The sequence below is a fragment of the Devosia sp. P3_B2 genome (assembly GCF_056402875.1).
Window position 1 is genome coordinate 50,950 of the sequence record NZ_JBFUGO010000007.1, and the last position, 17,718, is coordinate 68,667.

Annotated in this window: 20 protein-coding genes; 11 read left to right on the forward strand and 9 right to left on the reverse strand. The window is 64.6% G+C overall.

The features are described from left to right. Positions 1 to 54: 54 nt before the first annotated feature. From AC1DV8_RS11830 to AC1DV8_RS11840, 3 genes are all read right to left on the reverse strand, one after another. Complete coding sequence (locus tag AC1DV8_RS11830; RefSeq protein WP_477157601.1) at positions 55 to 456, reverse strand: DUF6855 family protein; 402 nt, start codon at positions 454 to 456, stop codon at positions 55 to 57. Between the two features lie 119 nt (positions 457 to 575). Beyond that, a complete protein-coding gene (locus AC1DV8_RS11835) occupies positions 576 to 1,532 on the reverse strand; it encodes a glycosyltransferase family 8 protein (RefSeq protein WP_477149589.1) in 957 nt (318 codons plus the stop codon). A gap of 20 nt (positions 1,533 to 1,552) precedes the next feature. Then, on the reverse strand, positions 1,553 to 2,767 hold the full coding sequence (locus tag AC1DV8_RS11840) for an NADP-dependent isocitrate dehydrogenase (RefSeq protein WP_477149588.1): 1,215 nt from the start codon (positions 2,765 to 2,767) through the stop codon (positions 1,553 to 1,555). A 354-nt stretch (positions 2,768 to 3,121) separates the two neighbouring features. On the opposite strand from AC1DV8_RS11840, the gene AC1DV8_RS11845 reads away from it, so the two are divergent. Both AC1DV8_RS11845 and fabF read left to right on the forward strand, forming a co-directional pair. After that, positions 3,122 to 3,616, forward strand: coding sequence for a MarR family winged helix-turn-helix transcriptional regulator (locus tag AC1DV8_RS11845; protein ID WP_477157602.1), 495 nt, complete (start codon positions 3,122 to 3,124; stop codon positions 3,614 to 3,616). 62 nt (positions 3,617 to 3,678) lie between these two features. Next, positions 3,679 to 4,950 carry a beta-ketoacyl-ACP synthase II gene (fabF, locus tag AC1DV8_RS11850; protein WP_477157603.1) on the forward strand — a complete coding sequence of 424 codons (1,272 nt, stop codon included), beginning with the start codon at positions 3,679 to 3,681 and terminating at the stop codon, positions 4,948 to 4,950. Between the two features lie 18 nt (positions 4,951 to 4,968). Here fabF and AC1DV8_RS11855 read toward each other — a convergent pair whose 3' ends face one another. Genes AC1DV8_RS11855 through AC1DV8_RS11865 form a run of 3 tightly spaced genes read right to left on the reverse strand, consistent with a single transcriptional unit; the run spans position 4,969 to position 6,082 of the window. Then, a complete protein-coding gene (locus tag AC1DV8_RS11855; RefSeq protein ID WP_477149585.1) occupies positions 4,969 to 5,313 on the reverse strand; it encodes a TfoX/Sxy family protein in 345 nt (114 codons plus the stop codon). Next, entirely contained in the window at positions 5,310 to 5,639 is a 330-nt protein-coding gene (locus AC1DV8_RS11860) for a TfoX/Sxy family protein (protein WP_477149584.1), read from the reverse strand. Before AC1DV8_RS11860 ends, AC1DV8_RS11855 begins: the two co-directional genes overlap by 4 nt. Further along, a complete protein-coding gene (locus AC1DV8_RS11865; protein ID WP_477157604.1) occupies positions 5,636 to 6,082 on the reverse strand; it encodes a GFA family protein in 447 nt (148 codons plus the stop codon). The genes AC1DV8_RS11860 and AC1DV8_RS11865 overlap by 4 nt, the downstream gene beginning before the upstream one ends. Positions 6,083 to 6,163: 81 nt before the next feature. On the opposite strand from AC1DV8_RS11865, the gene AC1DV8_RS11870 reads away from it, so the two are divergent. From AC1DV8_RS11870 to rpsD, 5 genes are all read left to right on the forward strand, one after another. Then, the gene (locus tag AC1DV8_RS11870; RefSeq protein ID WP_477157605.1) at positions 6,164 to 6,733 is read left to right on the forward strand and encodes a GNAT family N-acetyltransferase; all 570 of its coding nucleotides are present in this window, start codon (positions 6,164 to 6,166) and stop codon (positions 6,731 to 6,733) included. A 136-nt stretch (positions 6,734 to 6,869) separates the two neighbouring features. Next, positions 6,870 to 7,457: a GNAT family N-acetyltransferase gene (locus AC1DV8_RS11875; protein WP_477149581.1), complete on the forward strand. Its 588-nt coding sequence runs from the start codon at positions 6,870 to 6,872 to the stop codon at positions 7,455 to 7,457. Positions 7,458 to 7,522: 65 nt separating this feature from the next. Further along, positions 7,523 to 8,320: an RNA methyltransferase gene (locus AC1DV8_RS11880; protein ID WP_477157606.1), complete on the forward strand. Its 798-nt coding sequence runs from the start codon at positions 7,523 to 7,525 to the stop codon at positions 8,318 to 8,320. Positions 8,321 to 8,380: 60 nt separating this feature from the next. Beyond that, on the forward strand, positions 8,381 to 9,619 hold the full coding sequence (locus AC1DV8_RS11885) for an MFS transporter (protein ID WP_477157607.1): 1,239 nt from the start codon (positions 8,381 to 8,383) through the stop codon (positions 9,617 to 9,619). Between the two features lie 309 nt (positions 9,620 to 9,928). Beyond that, positions 9,929 to 10,546 (forward strand): 30S ribosomal protein S4, encoded by a 618-nt coding sequence (gene rpsD / locus AC1DV8_RS11890; protein ID WP_477149578.1) that lies wholly within the window; start codon positions 9,929 to 9,931, stop codon positions 10,544 to 10,546. Positions 10,547 to 10,620: 74 nt separating this feature from the next. Here the strand turns inward: rpsD and sbmA are convergent, their stop codons facing one another. Continuing rightward, positions 10,621 to 11,919, reverse strand: coding sequence for a peptide antibiotic transporter SbmA (sbmA, locus tag AC1DV8_RS11895; RefSeq protein WP_477157608.1), 1,299 nt, complete (start codon positions 11,917 to 11,919; stop codon positions 10,621 to 10,623). Between the two features lie 141 nt (positions 11,920 to 12,060). On the opposite strand from sbmA, the gene ttcA reads away from it, so the two are divergent. The 3 genes from ttcA to AC1DV8_RS11910 are packed head-to-tail and all read left to right on the forward strand — an operon-like array spanning position 12,061 to position 14,552. Further along, a complete protein-coding gene (gene ttcA, locus AC1DV8_RS11900) occupies positions 12,061 to 12,951 on the forward strand; it encodes a tRNA 2-thiocytidine(32) synthetase TtcA (RefSeq protein WP_477157609.1) in 891 nt (296 codons plus the stop codon). Positions 12,952 to 12,978: 27 nt separating this feature from the next. Continuing rightward, positions 12,979 to 13,800 carry an inositol monophosphatase family protein gene (locus AC1DV8_RS11905; RefSeq protein WP_477157610.1) on the forward strand — a complete coding sequence of 274 codons (822 nt, stop codon included), beginning with the start codon at positions 12,979 to 12,981 and terminating at the stop codon, positions 13,798 to 13,800. A gap of 32 nt (positions 13,801 to 13,832) precedes the next feature. Then, complete coding sequence (locus AC1DV8_RS11910) at positions 13,833 to 14,552, forward strand: SAM-dependent methyltransferase (RefSeq protein WP_477149574.1); 720 nt, start codon at positions 13,833 to 13,835, stop codon at positions 14,550 to 14,552. 8 nt (positions 14,553 to 14,560) lie between these two features. Here AC1DV8_RS11910 and AC1DV8_RS11915 read toward each other — a convergent pair whose 3' ends face one another. Both AC1DV8_RS11915 and AC1DV8_RS11920 read right to left on the reverse strand, forming a co-directional pair. After that, the gene (locus tag AC1DV8_RS11915) at positions 14,561 to 15,814 is read right to left on the reverse strand and encodes a multidrug effflux MFS transporter (RefSeq protein ID WP_477157611.1); all 1,254 of its coding nucleotides are present in this window, start codon (positions 15,812 to 15,814) and stop codon (positions 14,561 to 14,563) included. A 105-nt stretch (positions 15,815 to 15,919) separates the two neighbouring features. Continuing rightward, on the reverse strand, positions 15,920 to 17,146 hold the full coding sequence (locus AC1DV8_RS11920) for an MFS transporter (RefSeq protein WP_477149572.1): 1,227 nt from the start codon (positions 17,144 to 17,146) through the stop codon (positions 15,920 to 15,922). A gap of 170 nt (positions 17,147 to 17,316) precedes the next feature. On the opposite strand from AC1DV8_RS11920, the gene AC1DV8_RS11925 reads away from it, so the two are divergent. Continuing rightward, entirely contained in the window at positions 17,317 to 17,637 is a 321-nt protein-coding gene (locus tag AC1DV8_RS11925) for a Dabb family protein (protein WP_477149571.1), read from the forward strand. The last annotated feature ends 81 nt before the right edge of the window (positions 17,638 to 17,718 follow it).

Genomic DNA, 17,718 nt, shown 5'->3' on the forward strand with positions numbered 1-17,718 from the left:
GGGCGCCAAGGTCGCATCGGCTAATTATTTCGTCTCTATTTTGGAGCAGTCGTACTAGATTGCACGCACCCGGTTGTTGCGCGGTCCGTGTTCCAGTTCGACCAGTCCGAGGGCCTCGAGGACCGGGGTGACGTAGTTGGCGAAACGCCCGCGAAAGCCCTTCTTCAGCCCATACCAGCCGCCGACCGGATTGTCGGGTGAGCGGGCCCAAGCCTCCACGGTGCCGGGCTTGGCGTCCTTCTGTTCATCAGCGTTGCCGAGTTCCATCCAGTCCCCGTGCTGTTTCAGCATGGCGTGGAGGTCTTCGATGGCGCGAAGCTGGTAGCGGAGTTCGGTGCCCCCGGCGACGCAGACAAGCGCCGGCGGCACCGCGTCGGGCGCACGATAGAGCGTGATATCGCTCGAACCGGGTGGAGTCTTGAGCAACCACGGATCGTCTTTGGTACCTGCAGCCATCGCACCTGCCCTCGTTGACCGGAGCATATCTTTGCCGGACGACAGGGGAGTTAGTTTCTCTGCACAATTTGGTGAGGTGGAGCGGACCGTTCGGGACCACGGGCGCAACCAGGAATTATCTAGGTACCCAAGAGCTTGCGCTTGGAGAGGTCGACGAGTCGCTTCACGCGTTCCTGGACATAACCAAGGTAGAATTGTGTACCGCGACCTGACTCCCGGGCGCGCCGCCACCACAGCTCGGCGCCGGGTATCCGCCGCCTGAGCCACGGTTTCTTGCCGGCGAAATGGACAATGAAGGGCTGGCTCCATTGCAAGGCGACATAGTCTTCGAAACCGGGGAGGACAGAGACTGACTCGTCCGGCGTCATACTGTGCGCCAGCACATTCCAGCGAGGATCAAGCACTGCCATCTGGCCGGACAGCAGGTGGTTGATCGCGCACTGATCGGCATAGCGCAGACCGTGCGCCTTCTGCTCGAGCACCTGGCCCATCTGGGTAGCGAAGTTCATCGCGCGCATTGCGTCCAGGTCCATCAGCAGGACGCCGCCCTGACGATAGTCGCGTATCTGCTGCTCGGTTTCGAGTTCGAGGAAGTCTGTCAGATACGCAAAGAAATCGGCACGGTGCCGATCCTTGCCAGCAACCGGCTTCAGGGCCTCCTCGATCACGTGGCGGTCGATGACGGCGCCGACCGGCCTGCCATCGAGGGGAGCATCAAAGAGGTCCGCAAGGTCGGCTTCAACGACCACGTCGCTGTCGAGGTAGATGACCCGGGATTTGTCGGCCAGCACTTCCGGCAGCGAGAACCTGCCAAGCGTCGAAGGCGGAAGACCGCTCACCCGGCCGAAGCGGTCCCAGGGATTTGCGAAAGGGTGCAGGTGGATCGTTACGGCACCACGTTGCCAGCCCCGGAGACGCCGGCTCAGGCGGGTAGCCGGGCCCATGTAGAGCACGTGATACTCAACCGGACGGTCGGTCTTTACCGTGGCGGCGATCGAGGTCGCGACGACCTCGATCATGGGCAGGAAGTTCCGATCGACGGCACTGGCGACGACGATCGGAGCTGGGTTGGTCATCGTCGCTTCGCAGGCGCCGATCAGGCAGCCATGGCCTTCTGCAGGTTGGCGTCGATGGCGTCGAGGAAGCCGAGGGTCGAGAGCCATTTCTGGTCCGGGCCGACCAGCAGGGCGAGATCCTTAGTCATCTGGCCCGCTTCGACAGTGTCGACGCAGACCTTCTCGAGGGTCAGCGCAAACTTCGCCAGTTCGGCATTGTTGTCGAGCTTGGCGCGGTGCTGCAGGCCGCGCGTCCAGGCGAAGATCGAGGCGATGGAGTTGGTCGAGGTCTCCTTGCCCTGCTGGTGCTGGCGGTAGTGGCGGGTGACGGTGCCGTGGGCGGCCTCGGCCTCGACGATCTTGCCATCGGGGGTCATCAGCACCGAGGTCATCAGGCCGAGCGAGCCGAAGCCCTGGGCCACGATATCGGACTGCACGTCGCCGTCGTAGTTCTTGCAGGCCCAGACATAGCCGCCGGACCACTTCAGCGCCGAGGCGACCATGTCGTCGATCAGGCGGTGCTCGTACCAGATCTTCAGCTCGTCGAACTTGGCCTTGTAGTCGCTCTCGAAGATCTCCTGGAAGATGTCCTTGAAGCGCCCGTCATAGGCCTTGAGGATGGTGTTCTTGGTCGAGAGGTAGCAGGGGACCTTGCGGTTGATGGCGTAGTTGAACGAGGCGTGCGCGAAATCGCGGATCGACTCGTCGAGGTTGTACATCGCCATGGCGACGCCGGCGCCGGGGGACTGGAACACTTCGTGCTCGATGACCTTGCCGTCGTCGCCGGTGAACTTGATGGTCAGCGTGCCCTTGCCCGGGAAGGTGAAATCGGTGGCCCGGTACTGGTCGCCGAAGGCGTGACGGCCGACGATGATCGGCTGGGTCCAGCCGGGGACGAGGCGCGGCACGTTCGAGCAGATGATCGGCTCGCGGAAGATCACGCCGCCGAGGATGTTGCGGATGGTGCCGTTGGGCGACTTCCACATCTTCTTGAGCTTGAACTCTTCGACGCGCTGCTCGTCGGGGGTGATGGTGGCGCACTTGATGCCGACGCCGTGCTTCTTGATGGCGTTGGCGGCATCGACGGTCACCTGGTCGTTGGTGGCGTCGCGGTTCTGCACCGAGAGGTCGTAATACTCGATGTCGAGATCGAGGTAGGGGAGGATCAGCTTGTCCTTGATCGCCTGCCAGATGATGCGGGTCATCTCGTCGCCGTCGAGATCGACGACCGGGTTGGCAACTTTGATCTTGGCCATGCGTAAGCTCCTCAGCGGCGCGGAAAATATGATGCGGGGGCTAATAGCATGAAATCGGCCGAGCGGAAGCGCCCGGCGGCCTTTCGGTTCCAGGATTTGAGGTGGTCGGGCGGTTCCGGCGTGGGTTTCGACCACGCGGGTAGTCCGCAGATGAAAGGCCGTCGCCACGCCGGAACTGTTCGGAGTTTTTGCGGGGACCATGAGGAAGCGTTCGCACGCCGTGCGCCAAGCACGGAAACGGTGGACGGGTGCCCATAGCCGCGGCCGCCAGGAGACGGCTCCCCCGGCACCGAAGTCGCCCCACCAGCCGTCCGTACGCGACCGCGCCCGTGTGGGTGACGGGAAGAGGATCGCATGGGTGAGGAGCACGGGGATAAGTTGGTGCGGATTTCCGGATCAGTTGACACCGTGCATATACACACTATCTATCCGCCCATGGATGATTTCACCCAGTGCATGGTTTCGAACAGCCGGATGGCGGCGCGGGCAATAACCCGGCGCTATGATGCCTATGCTCGGCCATTCGGGATTACGTCGACGCAGTTCTCGTTGTTGGGGACGATCGTGGCGGCGGGCGAGCAGACGGTGAGCGAGCTTGCCGAGGCTCGTGGGTTCGAGCGCACAACGCTGACGCGCAACCTCGACCGGCTGGAGAAGATGGGGCTGATCAGTTCGCGGGCGGCGGAGCACGGCAACGGCCGGATCTGCGGGCTGACCGACAAAGGGCAGGCCCTGGTCAACGATTTGCTGCCGCTGTGGCGCAAGGCGCAGGCGGAGATCCGCGAGGAACTCGGCGCCGATGGCTTCGACGACACACTGAAGACGCTGAAGCGGCTTGCCGCCGTTTGATTTCCCTTTAGGCGGGCCGGTTCCGGCGCTGCCCGTGTATCTACACTTGAACGGAGAACCCGATGACCTCTCAAGCTGATCCGATCGTCGTCACCGGCATGGGCGCCGTCAGTCCTCTAGGGGTTGGCGTAGACGTCAATTGGACTCGATTGATCGAAGGGCGGAGTGGGATCGGGCCAAATACCCGGTTCGACGTAACCGACTACGGCGCCAAGATCGCCGGGCTGGTGCCTGAGAAGGCTGATGATCCGGAGGGTTTCGATCCGCTGGTGGCGATTGACGCCAAGGATATCAAGAAGATGGGGCTGTTCATCCAGTACGGACTGGTGGCGGCACAGGAAGCGCTGGACCAGGCTGGCTGGCACCCGACGACACCGGAAGAGCAGGCGGCGACGGCAACGATCATCGGCTCGGGCGTCGGCGGCTCGCCGGTGATGGCACATGCGGTCGAAACGATCGTCGAGAAGGGGCCGCGGCGGCTGTCACCGTTCACCGTGCCGGCGTTCCTGCCGAACCTGGCAGCGGGATGGATCTCGATCAATTACGGCTTCAAGGGGCCGATCGGGGCGCCGGTCACCGCCTGCGCGGCGTCGGCCCAGGCGATCGGCGACGGTATGCGGCTGATCCTGACGGGCGAGGCCGAAGTGGCGGTGGTCGGGGGCGCCGAGGGATCGGTGGACATGATCTCGGTGGGCGGGTTCGGCGCGGCACGGGCGCTGGCGACCGCGTTCAACGACGATCCACAGGCAGCGTCGCGGCCATTCGACCGCCGGCGCGACGGCTTCGTGCTGGCCGAGGGTGCGGCGGTGCTGGTGATCGAGCGGCTGAGCCACGCCGTGGCGCGCGGCGCGACGCCGCTCGCGATACTCTCCGGTTACGGGACGTCGGCGGATGCCTATCATCTCACCTCCGGCGAGCCGACTGGCGCGGGAGCGCAGGTGGCAATGGCCAATGCGCTGAGGATGGCCGGGCTCTCGACCGGCGAAATCGACTACATCAACGCGCATTCCACCTCGACCGGGGTGGGTGACGCGGCAGAACTGGCCGGCATTGGCGCGCTGTTCTCCAACCGCGGCAAGGATCTCGCGATCTCCTCGACCAAGTCCTCGACCGGCCACCTGATGGGCGCCGCAGGCGCGATCGAAGCGGTCTATTCGATCGAGGCGATCCGGCACGGCATCGTTCCGGCGACGCTCAACCTCGATGATCCGGATGTCGGCGAGCGCTTCGACCTGGTGCCGAAGGTGGCCAAGAAGAAGGCGCTGCGGCACGTGCTTTCGAACGGGTTCGGCTTTGGTGGAGTGAACGCCTCACTGGTGTTCTCGGCGATCTAGATCGGAGGCGGCGCCGGGCTATTTCACCGGCATGGCGGCGACCCAGCGCTCGGCTGTTTCCACCCAGTCGCGCAGGTCGTCGTCGTCCTCGATGGCGTCGGCATCGACCCAGATGAAGCCGCGCATCGCCTTGTCGCCGTGGATCATCTGCGTGGCGCCGGGGCGGGCGAGGGCGGCTTCGTTGTTGTCCTTGCCGACGCTGAGCAGGATACGGCCGTCCTTCTTGCAGCCGACCAGGATGTGGCCGTTGAGCAGGAACGTCAGGCCGCCGAACATGGTCTTCTCGGTGATGCGCGGATCGCCGTCGAGGATGTCGCGGATGCGCTCGGCGAGGTGGGTCATGGTAGTCGAGGTGGATTTCATTTCGGGGGCAGGGTCTCCGCGAATTGCATGGCGTAGGCGATCCAGCCACCGAGCGCGGCGTCGTCCGGAATGCCGGTTTCGTCGACGGCGATGAAGCCGGTCATTGGGCGGGTGCCCATGTGCATCTGGTAAGCGCCCGGGCGCTCGAGGGCCGCGGCCTGTTTCTCGGGATCGATGCGGACCAGGAGGTCGCCCTTGGCGGTGGTGCCGATCGCCATGTTGCCATTGAGCATGAAGCCGATGCCGCCGAACATCTTCTTTTCGACGAGGCCGGGTGCGAGGAGCGGCCGCAGGCGGTCGCCCAGCGCGTCGGATGCTGCACTCATGCGATGGGGTCCTGTTTGCGGTAGGTGTCGTGCTGCGGCAGGCCATCGGGGAGAGCATCCCAGTCGCGATGGCTGCGAGCGAAGATCAGCTGGTTGGGAACGAACCAGTTCGTGGCGGCGCCGAACAGGCCGACCGGCAGCATGAGCAGGTCGGGAGCGCGGCTCGATTGCGCGTAGAGCGGGGTGCCGCAATGCGGGCAGAACCAGCGGGTGAGGGTGGCGCCGGAATGGGCGGGGCGGGCGAAGCTCCTGGTGTCGCCGGTCACAGTGACATCGGCAGGGCGGGCGAGCGCCACGGTGGAGTGGCCGGTGCCGGTGGCGCGCTGGCAGTCCTCGCAGGAGCACATGAACATCGAGCGGATGCGGCCATTCACCGACAGCGTGACGCGGCCGCAGGCGCAGCGGGCGGAGAGGTCGATCTCGGGTTTGTCGGCGGTGGCCATGGCGCATGCTGACATCAGGTGTTTGCCATCCGCAAGCCGTCTGCTTGATCGGGGCGGGCGCTGCCTCTAGACGATTTGCCCATGCTCTATTCGCCTCACTATCCGATCGAAACCGAGCGACTTCGGCTGCGCCCGTTCACCCGTGGCGATGTCGACGCGGTATTCGCCTATCGGCAACGCGAGGACGTGGCGAAATATCTGTTCGATGGGCCCATGAGCCACGAGAGCGTCACCGAGGTGGTACAGCAGCGGGTCGGACAGCACGAACTGGCGGCCGAGGGCGACAAGGTCTTCCTTGCCGCGGAGTTGCTGGCGCCGCAGCACGTCATCGGCGAACTCTCGCTGATCCTGCGCGACGCGCCGTCGCGACAGGGTGAGATCGGCTACATCTTCCATCCGGAATTTCATGGCCACGGCTACGCCACCGAAGCGGCGCGGGTGTTGCTGCAGATGGGATTCGAGGGGGCCGGGATGCACCGGATCTACGCGCGCTGCGCCGCCGCGAACGATGCGTCGTGGAAGGTGATGGAGCGGCTGGGCATGCGGCGGGAGGCGCATTTCCGCGAGCACAGCTTCGTCAAGGGCGCCTGGGACGAGGAGTTCGTCTATGCGCTGCTGGAAGGCGAGTGGCGCAGCGGGGCCGGCCGCTAAGTCCCATTGCCGCCAAACGATTCTCCCCTAGACCAAGGGGATTTAGCAATAAATTTCAACGCCTAAGCAGGAACCGCCATCAGACAGTCGCGTTGTCGCCGTAAACCTGAATCGTGTGGGAGGAGCGGAGATGTCGATGCCTGATTTTCCTATCGAAACCGAAAGGCTGGTCCTTCGGAACTTCCAGAAATCCGATCTCGACGCCGTCATGGCCTATCATGCCCTGCCGGAAGTGCAGCGCTATCTCGACTGGAAGGCGCGCGATCGGGTGGAGGTGAAGGCGGCGCTGGACGCGATGTGTGCGCAGCAGCGACTGCACCGGCCGGGCGACATCATCACGCTCGCCGTGGTGCGCAAATCCGACGATCTGCTGGTGGGGCAGGTGTCGCTGCGCTGGACCGACGCCACGGCGGGGCAGGCCGAACTGCGATTCATTCTCAGCCCGGCACAGCGCCGGCAAGGCTATGCGCGCGAAGCCGTGCGAGCGGCGCTGGACATCGGTTTCAACGATCTCGGGCTGCATCGGATTTTTGCGCGCACCTCAGGGGGAAACCAGCCTTCGGCGAAGCTGCTGAAGGACCTCGGCATGCGGCTCGAGGCGCATTATCGGGAGCACGCGTTGTTCCAGGGCGAATGGGACGAGGAACTGCATTTCGCGATCCTCGATCGCGAATGGCTGCGGGGCACCAAGGTGAAGGAACTCAACCGCCACATGGTGGCGTGACGCAGCGCGCTTGATCTTGGTGCCGCTTAGGCCCTATCTCCCGGCCGAACGGGAGCAGTTGCCGCATGGCCGGAACCGACAAGTCGCAGGAGTTCAGCTATCGGCCGAGCCCTGCCATCATCCTCTGCGAGCCGCAGCTGGGCGAGAATATCGGCACGACCGCGCGGGCGATGGCCAATTTCGGGCTGTGGGACCTGCGGATCGTCAACCCGCGCGACCCGTGGCCGAACGAACGCGCCATCGCGGCGGCGTCGCGAGCTGACCATGTGATCGAAAAGGTCCGGGTGTTCGCGACGGTGGAGGAAGCGATCGCCGACCTGTCGCTCGTGTTCGCGACGACTGCCCGCCGCCGCGACATGCAGAAGCCGGTCTATGGTCCCGAGGAAGGGGCACAGCGGATGATCTCGCACATTGCCGGCGGGGCCAAGGCCGGGTTGCTGTTCGGGCGGGAACGCTGGGGGCTCTATAACGAGGAAGTGGCGCTGGCCGATGCGATCGTTACTTTCCCGGTGGAGGCGGCGTTCGCATCGCTGAACATCGCGCAGGCGGTGCTGCTGATGGCGTACGAGTGGCGCCAGCAGGCGGACAAGGGCGAGGTGCTGCCGTTCACCGGCGGGCTCGATCCGATCGCGCCGCGCGAGGAACTGATCGGGCTATTCCTGCACCTCGAGGAGACGCTGGACCGGACCGGGTTCTTCAAGACCGCGGACAAGCGGCCGACGATGGTCGATAACCTCCGCGCCGCGTTCAGCCGGGCGCAGCTGTCGACGCAGGAGATCCGCACGCTGCGCGGGGTGATTTCGTCGATCGATCGCTCGCACCTGCGACAGGGGCGCAAGAGGAAGAGCGCTGACGAAAGTTGAGCCCTCCGGTGCCAAGTATGCTTTGACGCGCCGTTGTGCGGCGTGGCATCAGCGGGCACCATGACCTCAGCCGCCACCGCCGAGCCATCCAAGCTCGCCTTCAGCTACCGCAACTTCCGCTTCTTCTGGCTCACGACGCTGCTGGTCAGCTTCGCGGTGCAGATCATGTCGGTGTCGATCGCCTGGCAGATCTACGACGTGACCGGCGAGGCGTTCCTGCTCGGGCTGGTTGGGCTCTCGTTGTTCCTGCCGGCGCTGGTGCTGATCCTCGTCACCGGCCTCACCGCCGATCGCTTCAACCGTCGGCTGATCATGGCGATCTGCCTCGGGGTCGAACTGCTGTGCGCGTTGGGGTTCCTGGCTTTCGTCAATGCTCAGGCGCATGAGGTGTGGCCGATCTTCGCCATCCTGGTTGTGCTCGGTACGGCGCGGGCATTCTGGAGCCCGGCGGCGCAATCGCTGGCGCCCAACCTGGTGCCTCCGGAGGTGCTGGCCAACGCCATTACGACCAATATGTCGGCCTGGCAGTTCGCCTCGATCGCCGGACCTGCCGTGGGCGGGCTGCTTTATGGCATCGCGCCGTCGGTGGCGTTCGGCACCGGCGCGGTGCTGCTGGTCATCGCCATGGCCTCGGTGCTGATGATCTCGAAGCCGCAGGTGCGGGAGTCGCACCAGGCGACCAGCCTCGAGACCATGTTGGCCGGCTTCCGCTATATCTTTTCGAACAAGGTGGTGCTGGGCGCCATTTCGCTCGACATGTTCGCGGTGCTGATGGGCGGAGCGGTGGCGCTGCTGCCGATCTATGCCAAGGATATCCTCCACGCCGGACCGCAGGAGCTCGGGTTCCTCCGCGCTGCGCCGGGTGTCGGTGCAATCGTCATGGCGCTCGTGCTGACGCGCTTCCCGATCCGTGACCATGCGGGCAGGCTCCTGTTCCTGTTCGTAGGGCTGTTCGGCGCCTTCACGGTACTGTTCGGGCTTTCGACGACTGCGTGGATATCGATCCCCGCTCTGGCGCTGGTCGGCGCGTCGGACATGGTGAGCGTCACTATCCGCGAAACCATCATGCAGCTCTGGACCCCGGAAGAGGTGCGCGGTCGCGTCAACGCCGTGAACAGTGTCTTCATCGGCGCCTCGAACGAGTTGGGCGAGTTTCGTGCCGGCACGGTGGCGCACTTGATCGGCCCGGTCCCGGCCGTGGTGATCGGCGGCATTGGCTCGATCGCCATAGCGGTGATCTGGAGCCGGTTGTTCCCGGGGCTGCGCACGCAGCGGACGCTCGACAGGAAGATGGTCTAGGGGCAGGGCGGCGTCCCGAGGGAGGCAGCCCATGCCAAGAGGCTACTGGATCGCGTCGGTCGATATCGAAGACCCCGAGGCCTACAAGGGATACAGCGACATCGTGGTGATCGAGGGCTACACGGGCTGAATTGCCCGCCTGACGCTTGACTCCGGCGGGTTCCGCCTCTATCACGCGCCCACTTGTCGAGCCCTCGGGCTCCTCGAGCGCACCCGGGATTCCCTGAAATTCAGGAATCTGTCGGTCCGTTCCGCAAGGACGGGCAGAGGAGGGCGCAATCACTTTCGACGATCTATGAAAGGATTCCGATGTCGAAGCGCGATTCAGTTAAGCACAAGATCGACCGCCGTTTGGGCGAAAACCTGTGGGGCCGTCCGAAGTCCCCGCTCAACAACCGTGCCTATGGCCCCGGCCAGCACGGCCAGCGCCGCAAGGGCAAGACCTCCGACTACGGTCTGCAGCTGCGCGCCAAGCAGAAGCTCAAGGGCTACTACGGTTCGATCACCGAGAAGGCCTTCAAGAAGCTCTACACCGAAGCTGCCCGCGTGAAGGGTGATACCGGCGAGCGCCTGATCGGCCTGCTCGAGAGCCGTCTCGATGCCATCGTCTACCGCGCCAAGTTCGTGCCGACCGTGTTTGCGGCCCGCCAGTTCGTGTCGCACGGCCACATCCTGGTCAACGGCAAGCGCGTCAACATTCCCTCCTACCAGGTGAAGGTTGGCGACAAGGTCGAGATCAAGGAGCGTTCCAAGCAGCTCGGCATCGTGCTCGAAGCCAACCAGCTCGGCGAGCGCGACATTCCTGAGTACGTGGAAGTCGATCACGGCAAGCAGACCGCCGTCTACGTGCGCGTCCCGGCCCTTGCCGACGTGCCGTATCCGGTCCAGATGGAACCGAACCTCGTGGTGGAATTCTACTCGCGCTAATCGCGCGGGAGCATCACCGGAATTGGAAAGGGCCGCCCCGATGGGGCGGCCCTTTTGTTTGCGGTTTGTTGACGTCACGCAGCCGGTGGGGCCGGGGCGTCCGCGGGCATCGGTTCGGAGTCCCGCGAGTTGAGATAGCGGGGGTCGTCGTAGTCGTTCGCGAAGACCGGGGGAGTGGGCATAGCAGCTTCCAGGCCTTTGAGGCGCTTGAAGACCGAGATCAGCCGGATGATCGTGGTCCAGGAACTGACGAGGAAACGGAACGAGTCCGAGACCTGACCGAAGGCGTTCAGGACCTGCTGGAACAACCCGAATGTCAGCGCACCCGCGACCACCGATGGGCCCATGGCGATATAGGGGAAGAACACCGAGCCCTGCAGGTAGGCGTACCGGGCGACGTTGAAATACAGGTAGTGAAAGTACAGCCGGAAGTAGTTGCGCTGGACGTTCATGAACAGTTCGCGGACGGCGATCGGCTCGGCGCGCTCGGCGTGATCCTCGCCGTAGACGAGCTCCTTACGATAGGCGGCTTCCACCCGCTGGTTCTGGAACTGCAGCCCGGGCAGCTTGATGCCGACGGTGGCGAGCAGCACGGTGCCGAAGATCGCCGAGATCAGGGCGACCCAGACGAGGCTGCCCGGAACCGGGCCGATGAACGGCAGTTCGGTGATGTGCTCGGACAGGCCCCAGAGCAGCGGCAGGAAGACCAGCAGGGTCATGATCGAGTCGATGACCGACAGGCCGAGGTTTTCGACGATGGAAGAGAAGCTCTCGGTATCCTCCTGGATGCGCTGGGCGGCGCCCTCGGTGGTGCGAATGTACTTCCAGTTGGCCTGGTAGAAGAACGACATCGCCCGGCGCCAGCGGAACAGATAATGCGAGTTAAGGAAGGAATTGAGCACCACGACGGTGATGCTGACACTGAGCACGATGGCCACAGTGAGGATCTGCAGCATGTAGTCGTCGAAGGTGATGCTGTTCGGCGTGGCGAGCGCCCGCTGGATAAGGTCGTAGAACGAGCCATACCAGTCGTTGAGCCAGGCGTTGATCTGAACGTTGAAGAACACGACCTCGACGATCGTGACCGACCCCACGACGCTCCACCGGTACCAGCGGCGATTTCCTCCAATCCAGTACCAGGGGATGCAGAACAGATAGCCCGCAGCGACGATGTATTGGTACAGCCAGACCTTGTCGGAGCTGAAGAAGGGGTTCGGCTGCGCCTCTGTTGGGGCGATGCCAAGCCAGGGGCCGAGGCTGAGGAAACTCTGCAAAGTAGGTCCGATGGTGAACCAGGCCAGCATGCAGAGCGCGGTCCACAGGACTACCGCCGGAAAGAATATCTTCGGGTTGGGGAAGAATGAGCGGAACAAGGGAGACTCCTTGGGGTTCCGGAAGGTCGTGTCATCTAACTGACTAAATCCGCGACCGGCAAGAAATCAGGCCAACCTTGCCGCGAGTTAAAATCCCCGAAAGCTTCCGGTAAGGCGCGGGGTTTGGTATCAGGTCGGCCCATGAACCAGATCGTCAGCCCAGCCGTGCTCGAAGCCCAAGCCGACCCCTTGGCCGAAGACCTCTCCGGCGCGCATCCGCTGTTTGCGGCGGCGCCGCGCAGCGTCGAGTTCAACAAGCTCAGGAAACGCCTCGTCCGCAGCATGCGCGAGGCGATCGAGAAGTTCGGCATGGCGCGGGCCGGGGAGAAGTGGCTGGTGGCCATTTCGGGTGGCAAGGACAGCTATGGGATGCTGGCGCTGCTGCTCGATTTGAAGTGGCGGGGGCTGCTGCCGGTGGAACTGATCGCCTGCAACCTCGACCAGGGGCAGCCGAACTTTCCCAAGCACATCCTGCCGGAGTGGCTGACCAAGCACGGCATCGCGCACCGGATCGAGTACCGGGACACCTACTCGGTGGTGACCAGCACGCTGCCGCAGGGGGCGACCTATTGCTCGCTCTGCTCGCGGCTCAGGCGCGGCAACCTCTACCGCATCGCGCGGGAGGAGGGCTGCTCGGCGCTGGTGCTGGGGCATCATCGCGAGGACAGCCTCGAGACGTTCTTCATGAACCTGTTCCATGGCGGCAAGCTCGCGGCGATGCCGCCGCGGCTGATGAACGACGACGGCGACGTCGAGGTGCTGCGGCCGATGATCTATTGCGCCGAGCCTGACCTCGAGAAGTTTGCCGAGCACATGGCCTTCCCGATCATTCCCTGCGACCTCTGCGGCTCGCAGGAGGGGCTCGAGCGCAATGCCATGAAGGCGATGCTCAACGACATCGAAAAGCGGATGCCGGGGCGCAAGGACATCATGATCCGGGCGCTGGGCAATGTGCGGCCGAGCCACCTGCTCGATCCAAAGCTGTTCGACTTCCTCGGGCTGCAGAACGCTTCGACCGCCACCGGCGACTGACCCGACCACACCGACCAAGAGTTGACCATGTCCTCCTTCGATATCGACCGCCTGGCCGTCATCCTCCGCGATGCCGCCAAGGCAGAAATCCTGCCGCGCTTCCGGCATCTCGACGCCGGGATGGTGCGGCAGAAGACGGATGCCATCGATCTCGTGACCGAGGCGGACGAGCAAGCGGAACGGCGGATCAAGGCAGCGGTGGACGAGGCCTGGCCGGAGGCGCTGTTTGTCGGCGAGGAGTCGGTGGCGGCCAATCCGGCCCTGCTCGATGAGCTGGACCGCGCCGAGTTCGCCATCGTGGTCGACCCGGTGGACGGGACGGCTAACTTTGCGGCCGGGCTGCCGCTGTTCGCCACCATGGCGGCGGTGGTGCGGAACGGCGAGACCATTGCCGGCATCATCTATGACCCGATGGGCGACGATTGGGTGCTGGCCGAGAAGGGTGGCGGCGCGTGGCAGCGGCGGCCGGATGGCACGCAGTGGCGGCTGGAGGTGGCGACGGCGCCGGGGTTGGGCGACCTCGTGGGGCACGTCTCGATCACCTTCCTGCCGGCGGAGAGCAAGCCCACGGTGTTGGCCAACCTCGCCAAGATCCGGGTGGCCGCGAACTATCGGGTCGCCGGACACGACTACCGGACGTTCGCGACCGGGTTTTCGCACTTTGTGGCGTTCAACAAGCTGATGCCGTGGGACCACCTCGGTGGGTGCCTCATCTCGCAGGAGGCCGGGGGCTATGTGGCGCGCTTCGACGGATCAGCTTACCTCCCCAGCCACCGCGAGGGCGGGCTACTAATTGCCAGCAATCGCGATACCTGGAATTTACTGCGCGCAGAGGTGTTTACGCTATAGTGGCGGTCTAAATCGGCGAGGGGAGACGCGGTTTGGACAACCTGAACTACTGGGCGATCGCCGAGCGCGATATCGAGATCCAGAACCCGATCACCGACCGCAAGCTCCGGTTGCTGGACGATTATTGCGACGTGCGCGATGGGCTCAGCGTGCTCGATATCGGCTGCGGCAAGGCCTGGCTGATGCGGCAATGGGCAGAGAAGCACGCCATCGAGGGCGTCGGCATCGACATCAACCCGCGGTTTCTCGAGGTCGCCCGGCGCAAGCCACCGGCACGAGGGCGCCTGACCTTTCACAATGCATCGGCAAAGACCTTCAAGGTCGAGCCGGCTTCGTACGACATCGTGCTCTGCCTCGGCGCCTCGTTCGCCATCGGGGAGGTGCCGCAGGCGCTGGAATGGATGGCGGCGGCGACCAAGCCCGGCGGGTCGGTGGTGCTGGGCGACCTGGTGCTGAAGCACCCGCCAGCGGTGCCGAAGGGTGATATCCTGCCACCCAATACCGTGGACATGATGGGGGTAGTCGAGCGCCACGGCGCCGAGGTGTCGGCGACGATCAGTGCCTCGGAGGCGGATTTCGAGCGCTACACCAGCCACCATCGGCACGCAACGCTGACCTGGGCGCGCGAGAACCCAAAGCACGCGGACCATGCCGCGGTGCTGGAGAAGAGCCGCAGCGACTGGATGTACTACCAGAAGACGATCCGGCCGCTGCTCGGCTGGACCATCTTCGTAGGTCGCAAGAAGGACTAGGGCGGGGCCTAGTGGCCCGCGTCGGCTCCGGGGTGCGCGTATTGCGGGCTCACGCCGAACAGCTTGCCCTTTTCGGCGATCAGCACGCTGCCGAGCGCCAACAGCCCCATGGTCACGTAGCCGGCGACGACCGGCGTCACCGTGCCATTGAACTGTTGGCCGATGACGGTGCCGAGCAGCGCGCCGCCCACCGTCTGGGTGAAGCCGAACACCGAGGCAGCGGTGCCGGCGACGGCACCGAGCGGCTCCATGGACAGCGAGTTCATGTTCGAGGCAGCCCAGCCGAACATCCACTGCACTACCAGCACCACGCCGAAGAACAGCCAGAGCGGCATGAACCCGCCAAGGCTGAAGGCGAGGAGGATCGAGGCTGCGCCGACATAGACGAGGATGGCGAAGTGGCTCAGCCGGCGCATGCCGAAGCGGCGCACGATCTTCGAGTTGGTGAAGGCACCGATCGACATGGTGCCGGCCATCAGCGCAAAGGCGACGGGGAAGAGCGCCCCGAGCCCGAAGATCTCGACGAAGATCTGCTGGCTGGTCGAGATGAAGCCGAACATGGCGCCGAACAGGAACATGCCCGCAAGGCCGTAGAACAGCGCCGAGCGGTTAGTGAACACCAGCCGGAAACCCTCGGCGATGACGCTCAGCCGCAGCGGCCGGCGATATTCCGGATGGAGCGTCTCCGGCAGGCGGAAGAACGCCCACAGGCTGATCACCGTCGCGAGGCCGCCCATGAACAGGAAGATGTACTGCCACGGGCCGGACAGCAGGATCACCTGGCCGATGCCGGGGGCGACGATGGGGATGACCATGAACACCATGAAGGTGAGCGACATCACCTCGGCCATGGCGCGGCCGGAGAACTTGTCGCGCACCACCGAGGTGGCGATGACCCGCGTCGCGGCGGCACCGAGCCCTTGGGTGAAGCGGATAGCGAGCAGGATGGCGAAGGTCGGGGCGAACACGGCCGCGAAAGCACAGACCACGTAGATCACCAGCCCGACGAGCAGCGGCCCGCGCCGGCCGAAGCGATCGGTGAGTGGGCCGAAGATCAGCTGCGCGAAGCCGAAGCCGAGCATGTAGACGCCGACCACGAACTGCCGCTCGTTCTCGTGGCTAATGCCGAGGGCCTCGCCCATGTAGGGCAGCGCCGGTAGCATCACGTCGATCGCGAGAGCGTTGAGCGCCATCAGGGCGGCCATAAGGGCAATGAACTCGACGCGGGACAGGTCCCGCGTTGCAACAGTTGTACTGGACATGTTTGGGCTCAGAATGGCCGGGAGGGGGCCGGAAAGGCCGGGAAGATGCGCGCATCTCCGGCCTTTGGCAACCCGGCGTTGATCAATACTGACGAAAGGCTGAGGCTATTGAGCCGGCTTCAGCTGGAACGACTTGGCACTGAGTTCGCGGATCGGCAGGTGGAGGGCTGCTGAGCCGAGGCCGAGCAGGATGCCCAGGTACCAAACGAGGCTGTAGGAGCCGGTGTGATCGTAGACGAAGCCGCCCAGCCATACGCCGGTGAACGAGCCGAGCTGATGGCTGAAAAAGGCGACGCCGTAGAGCATGCCCATGTAGCGGGCGCCGAAGAACAGCGAGACGAGCCCGGCGGTCAGCGGCACGGTGGAGAGCCAGAGCAGGCCCATCGCCGCGGCGAACATGTAGGCGCTGACCTCGGTGACGGGGAACAGCACGAACAGCCCGATGGCGACGGCGCGGCTGAAATAGATGCTGGCGAGCAGCAATTGCTTGGGCAGCCGGCCGCCGAGGTAGCCGGCGAGCAGCGAACCCACGATGTTGAACAGCCCGATGACGGCGATAGCCCAGCTACCGACTTCGGGGGCGAGGCCGCACTGCACCAGATAGGCCGGCATGTGGACGTTGACGAAGGCGAGGTGGAAGCCGCAGACGAAGAAGCCGATGACCAATAGCCGATAGGACCCATGGCCCCAGGCACGGCTCAGCGCCTGCATGAACTTGAGGTCGGCCTGGCCGGCGGCCCGCTCGGTGCGGCCGCGCAGGGCGTAGGTCAGCGGGATCACCAGCGCAAGGATGGTGGCGGCGTAGAGCAGAGTGGTCTGCCAGCCGAAATTGGTAATGAAGGACTGGCCGATCGGCGCGAAGGCGAACTGGCCGAACGACGATGCTGCTGTAGCGACGCCGAACACGAGGCTGCGCTTTTCCTGCGGCACGCTGCGGCCGAACGCGATCATCACGATGGAGAAGGACGAGGTGGCGATGCCGACGCCGACAATAACACCGGCCGTGAGGTTCAGCACCGAGCCGCTGGGCGAGATCACCATGAGGGCGAGGCCGAGCGCATAGACCAAGAGGCCGCCGATGATCACCTTGGCGGTGCCGTAGCGGTCGGCGAGGCCACCGGCGAAGGGCTGTGCGATGCCCCAGGCGAGGTTCTGGATCGCCATGGCCATGCCCCACGCCTCGCGCGTCAGGCCGAGATCGGCGGTCATCGGGAGGGTCAGCAGGCCGAAGCTGGTGCGGATGCCGTTGGTCACCGCCGCGATGATGCAGCCACAGATGATCAGGGCGACGAGCGGCGTCGCCACGGAACGGGAGGCGGTGATCGAGGACATGAGCGGGGGACTCGGAGGATTGGAGGAGCCCCGTGTACTTACACCCCCCGAACGGATCACAGAAACGCATTTCTCTGATGCGTGCGATCACCCAAAGTGATGGCGGACGCCATGCCGCAGTTGATCGCGCGGCGCAGGGGATTATCTACAGGGCAGCAACGGAGTCGCCCGTGATACGCCACATCGTGTTCTTCACCGCCAAGGACCCAGACCAACTCGACGCCATCGTCGAGGGGCTCGAATTGCTCGGCACGATTCCGCATTCGACGCATTTTGAAGTGACCCGCAACAGCAAGGTCGACCAGATCGGCAACGATGTGGATGTGGTGGTCTACGCCGAGTTCGCCGATGCGGCGGCGCTGGCGGCCTACAAGGCGCATCCGACCTATGCCGAGGCAACGCGCCGGGTGCGGCCGCTGCGCGAACTGCGGTTCGCCGCCGACGTTCCCGCCAGCGAGGCGGCCGTGGCGCTGGTGCGCCGCTCCGCCTGAGGCAGAGCATATTGTTCCTCCGTTACCCGAAGATTGTCCTCGAAGCGGATGAAATTTCTAGCGTTCGGGTTGCTTCCTAAC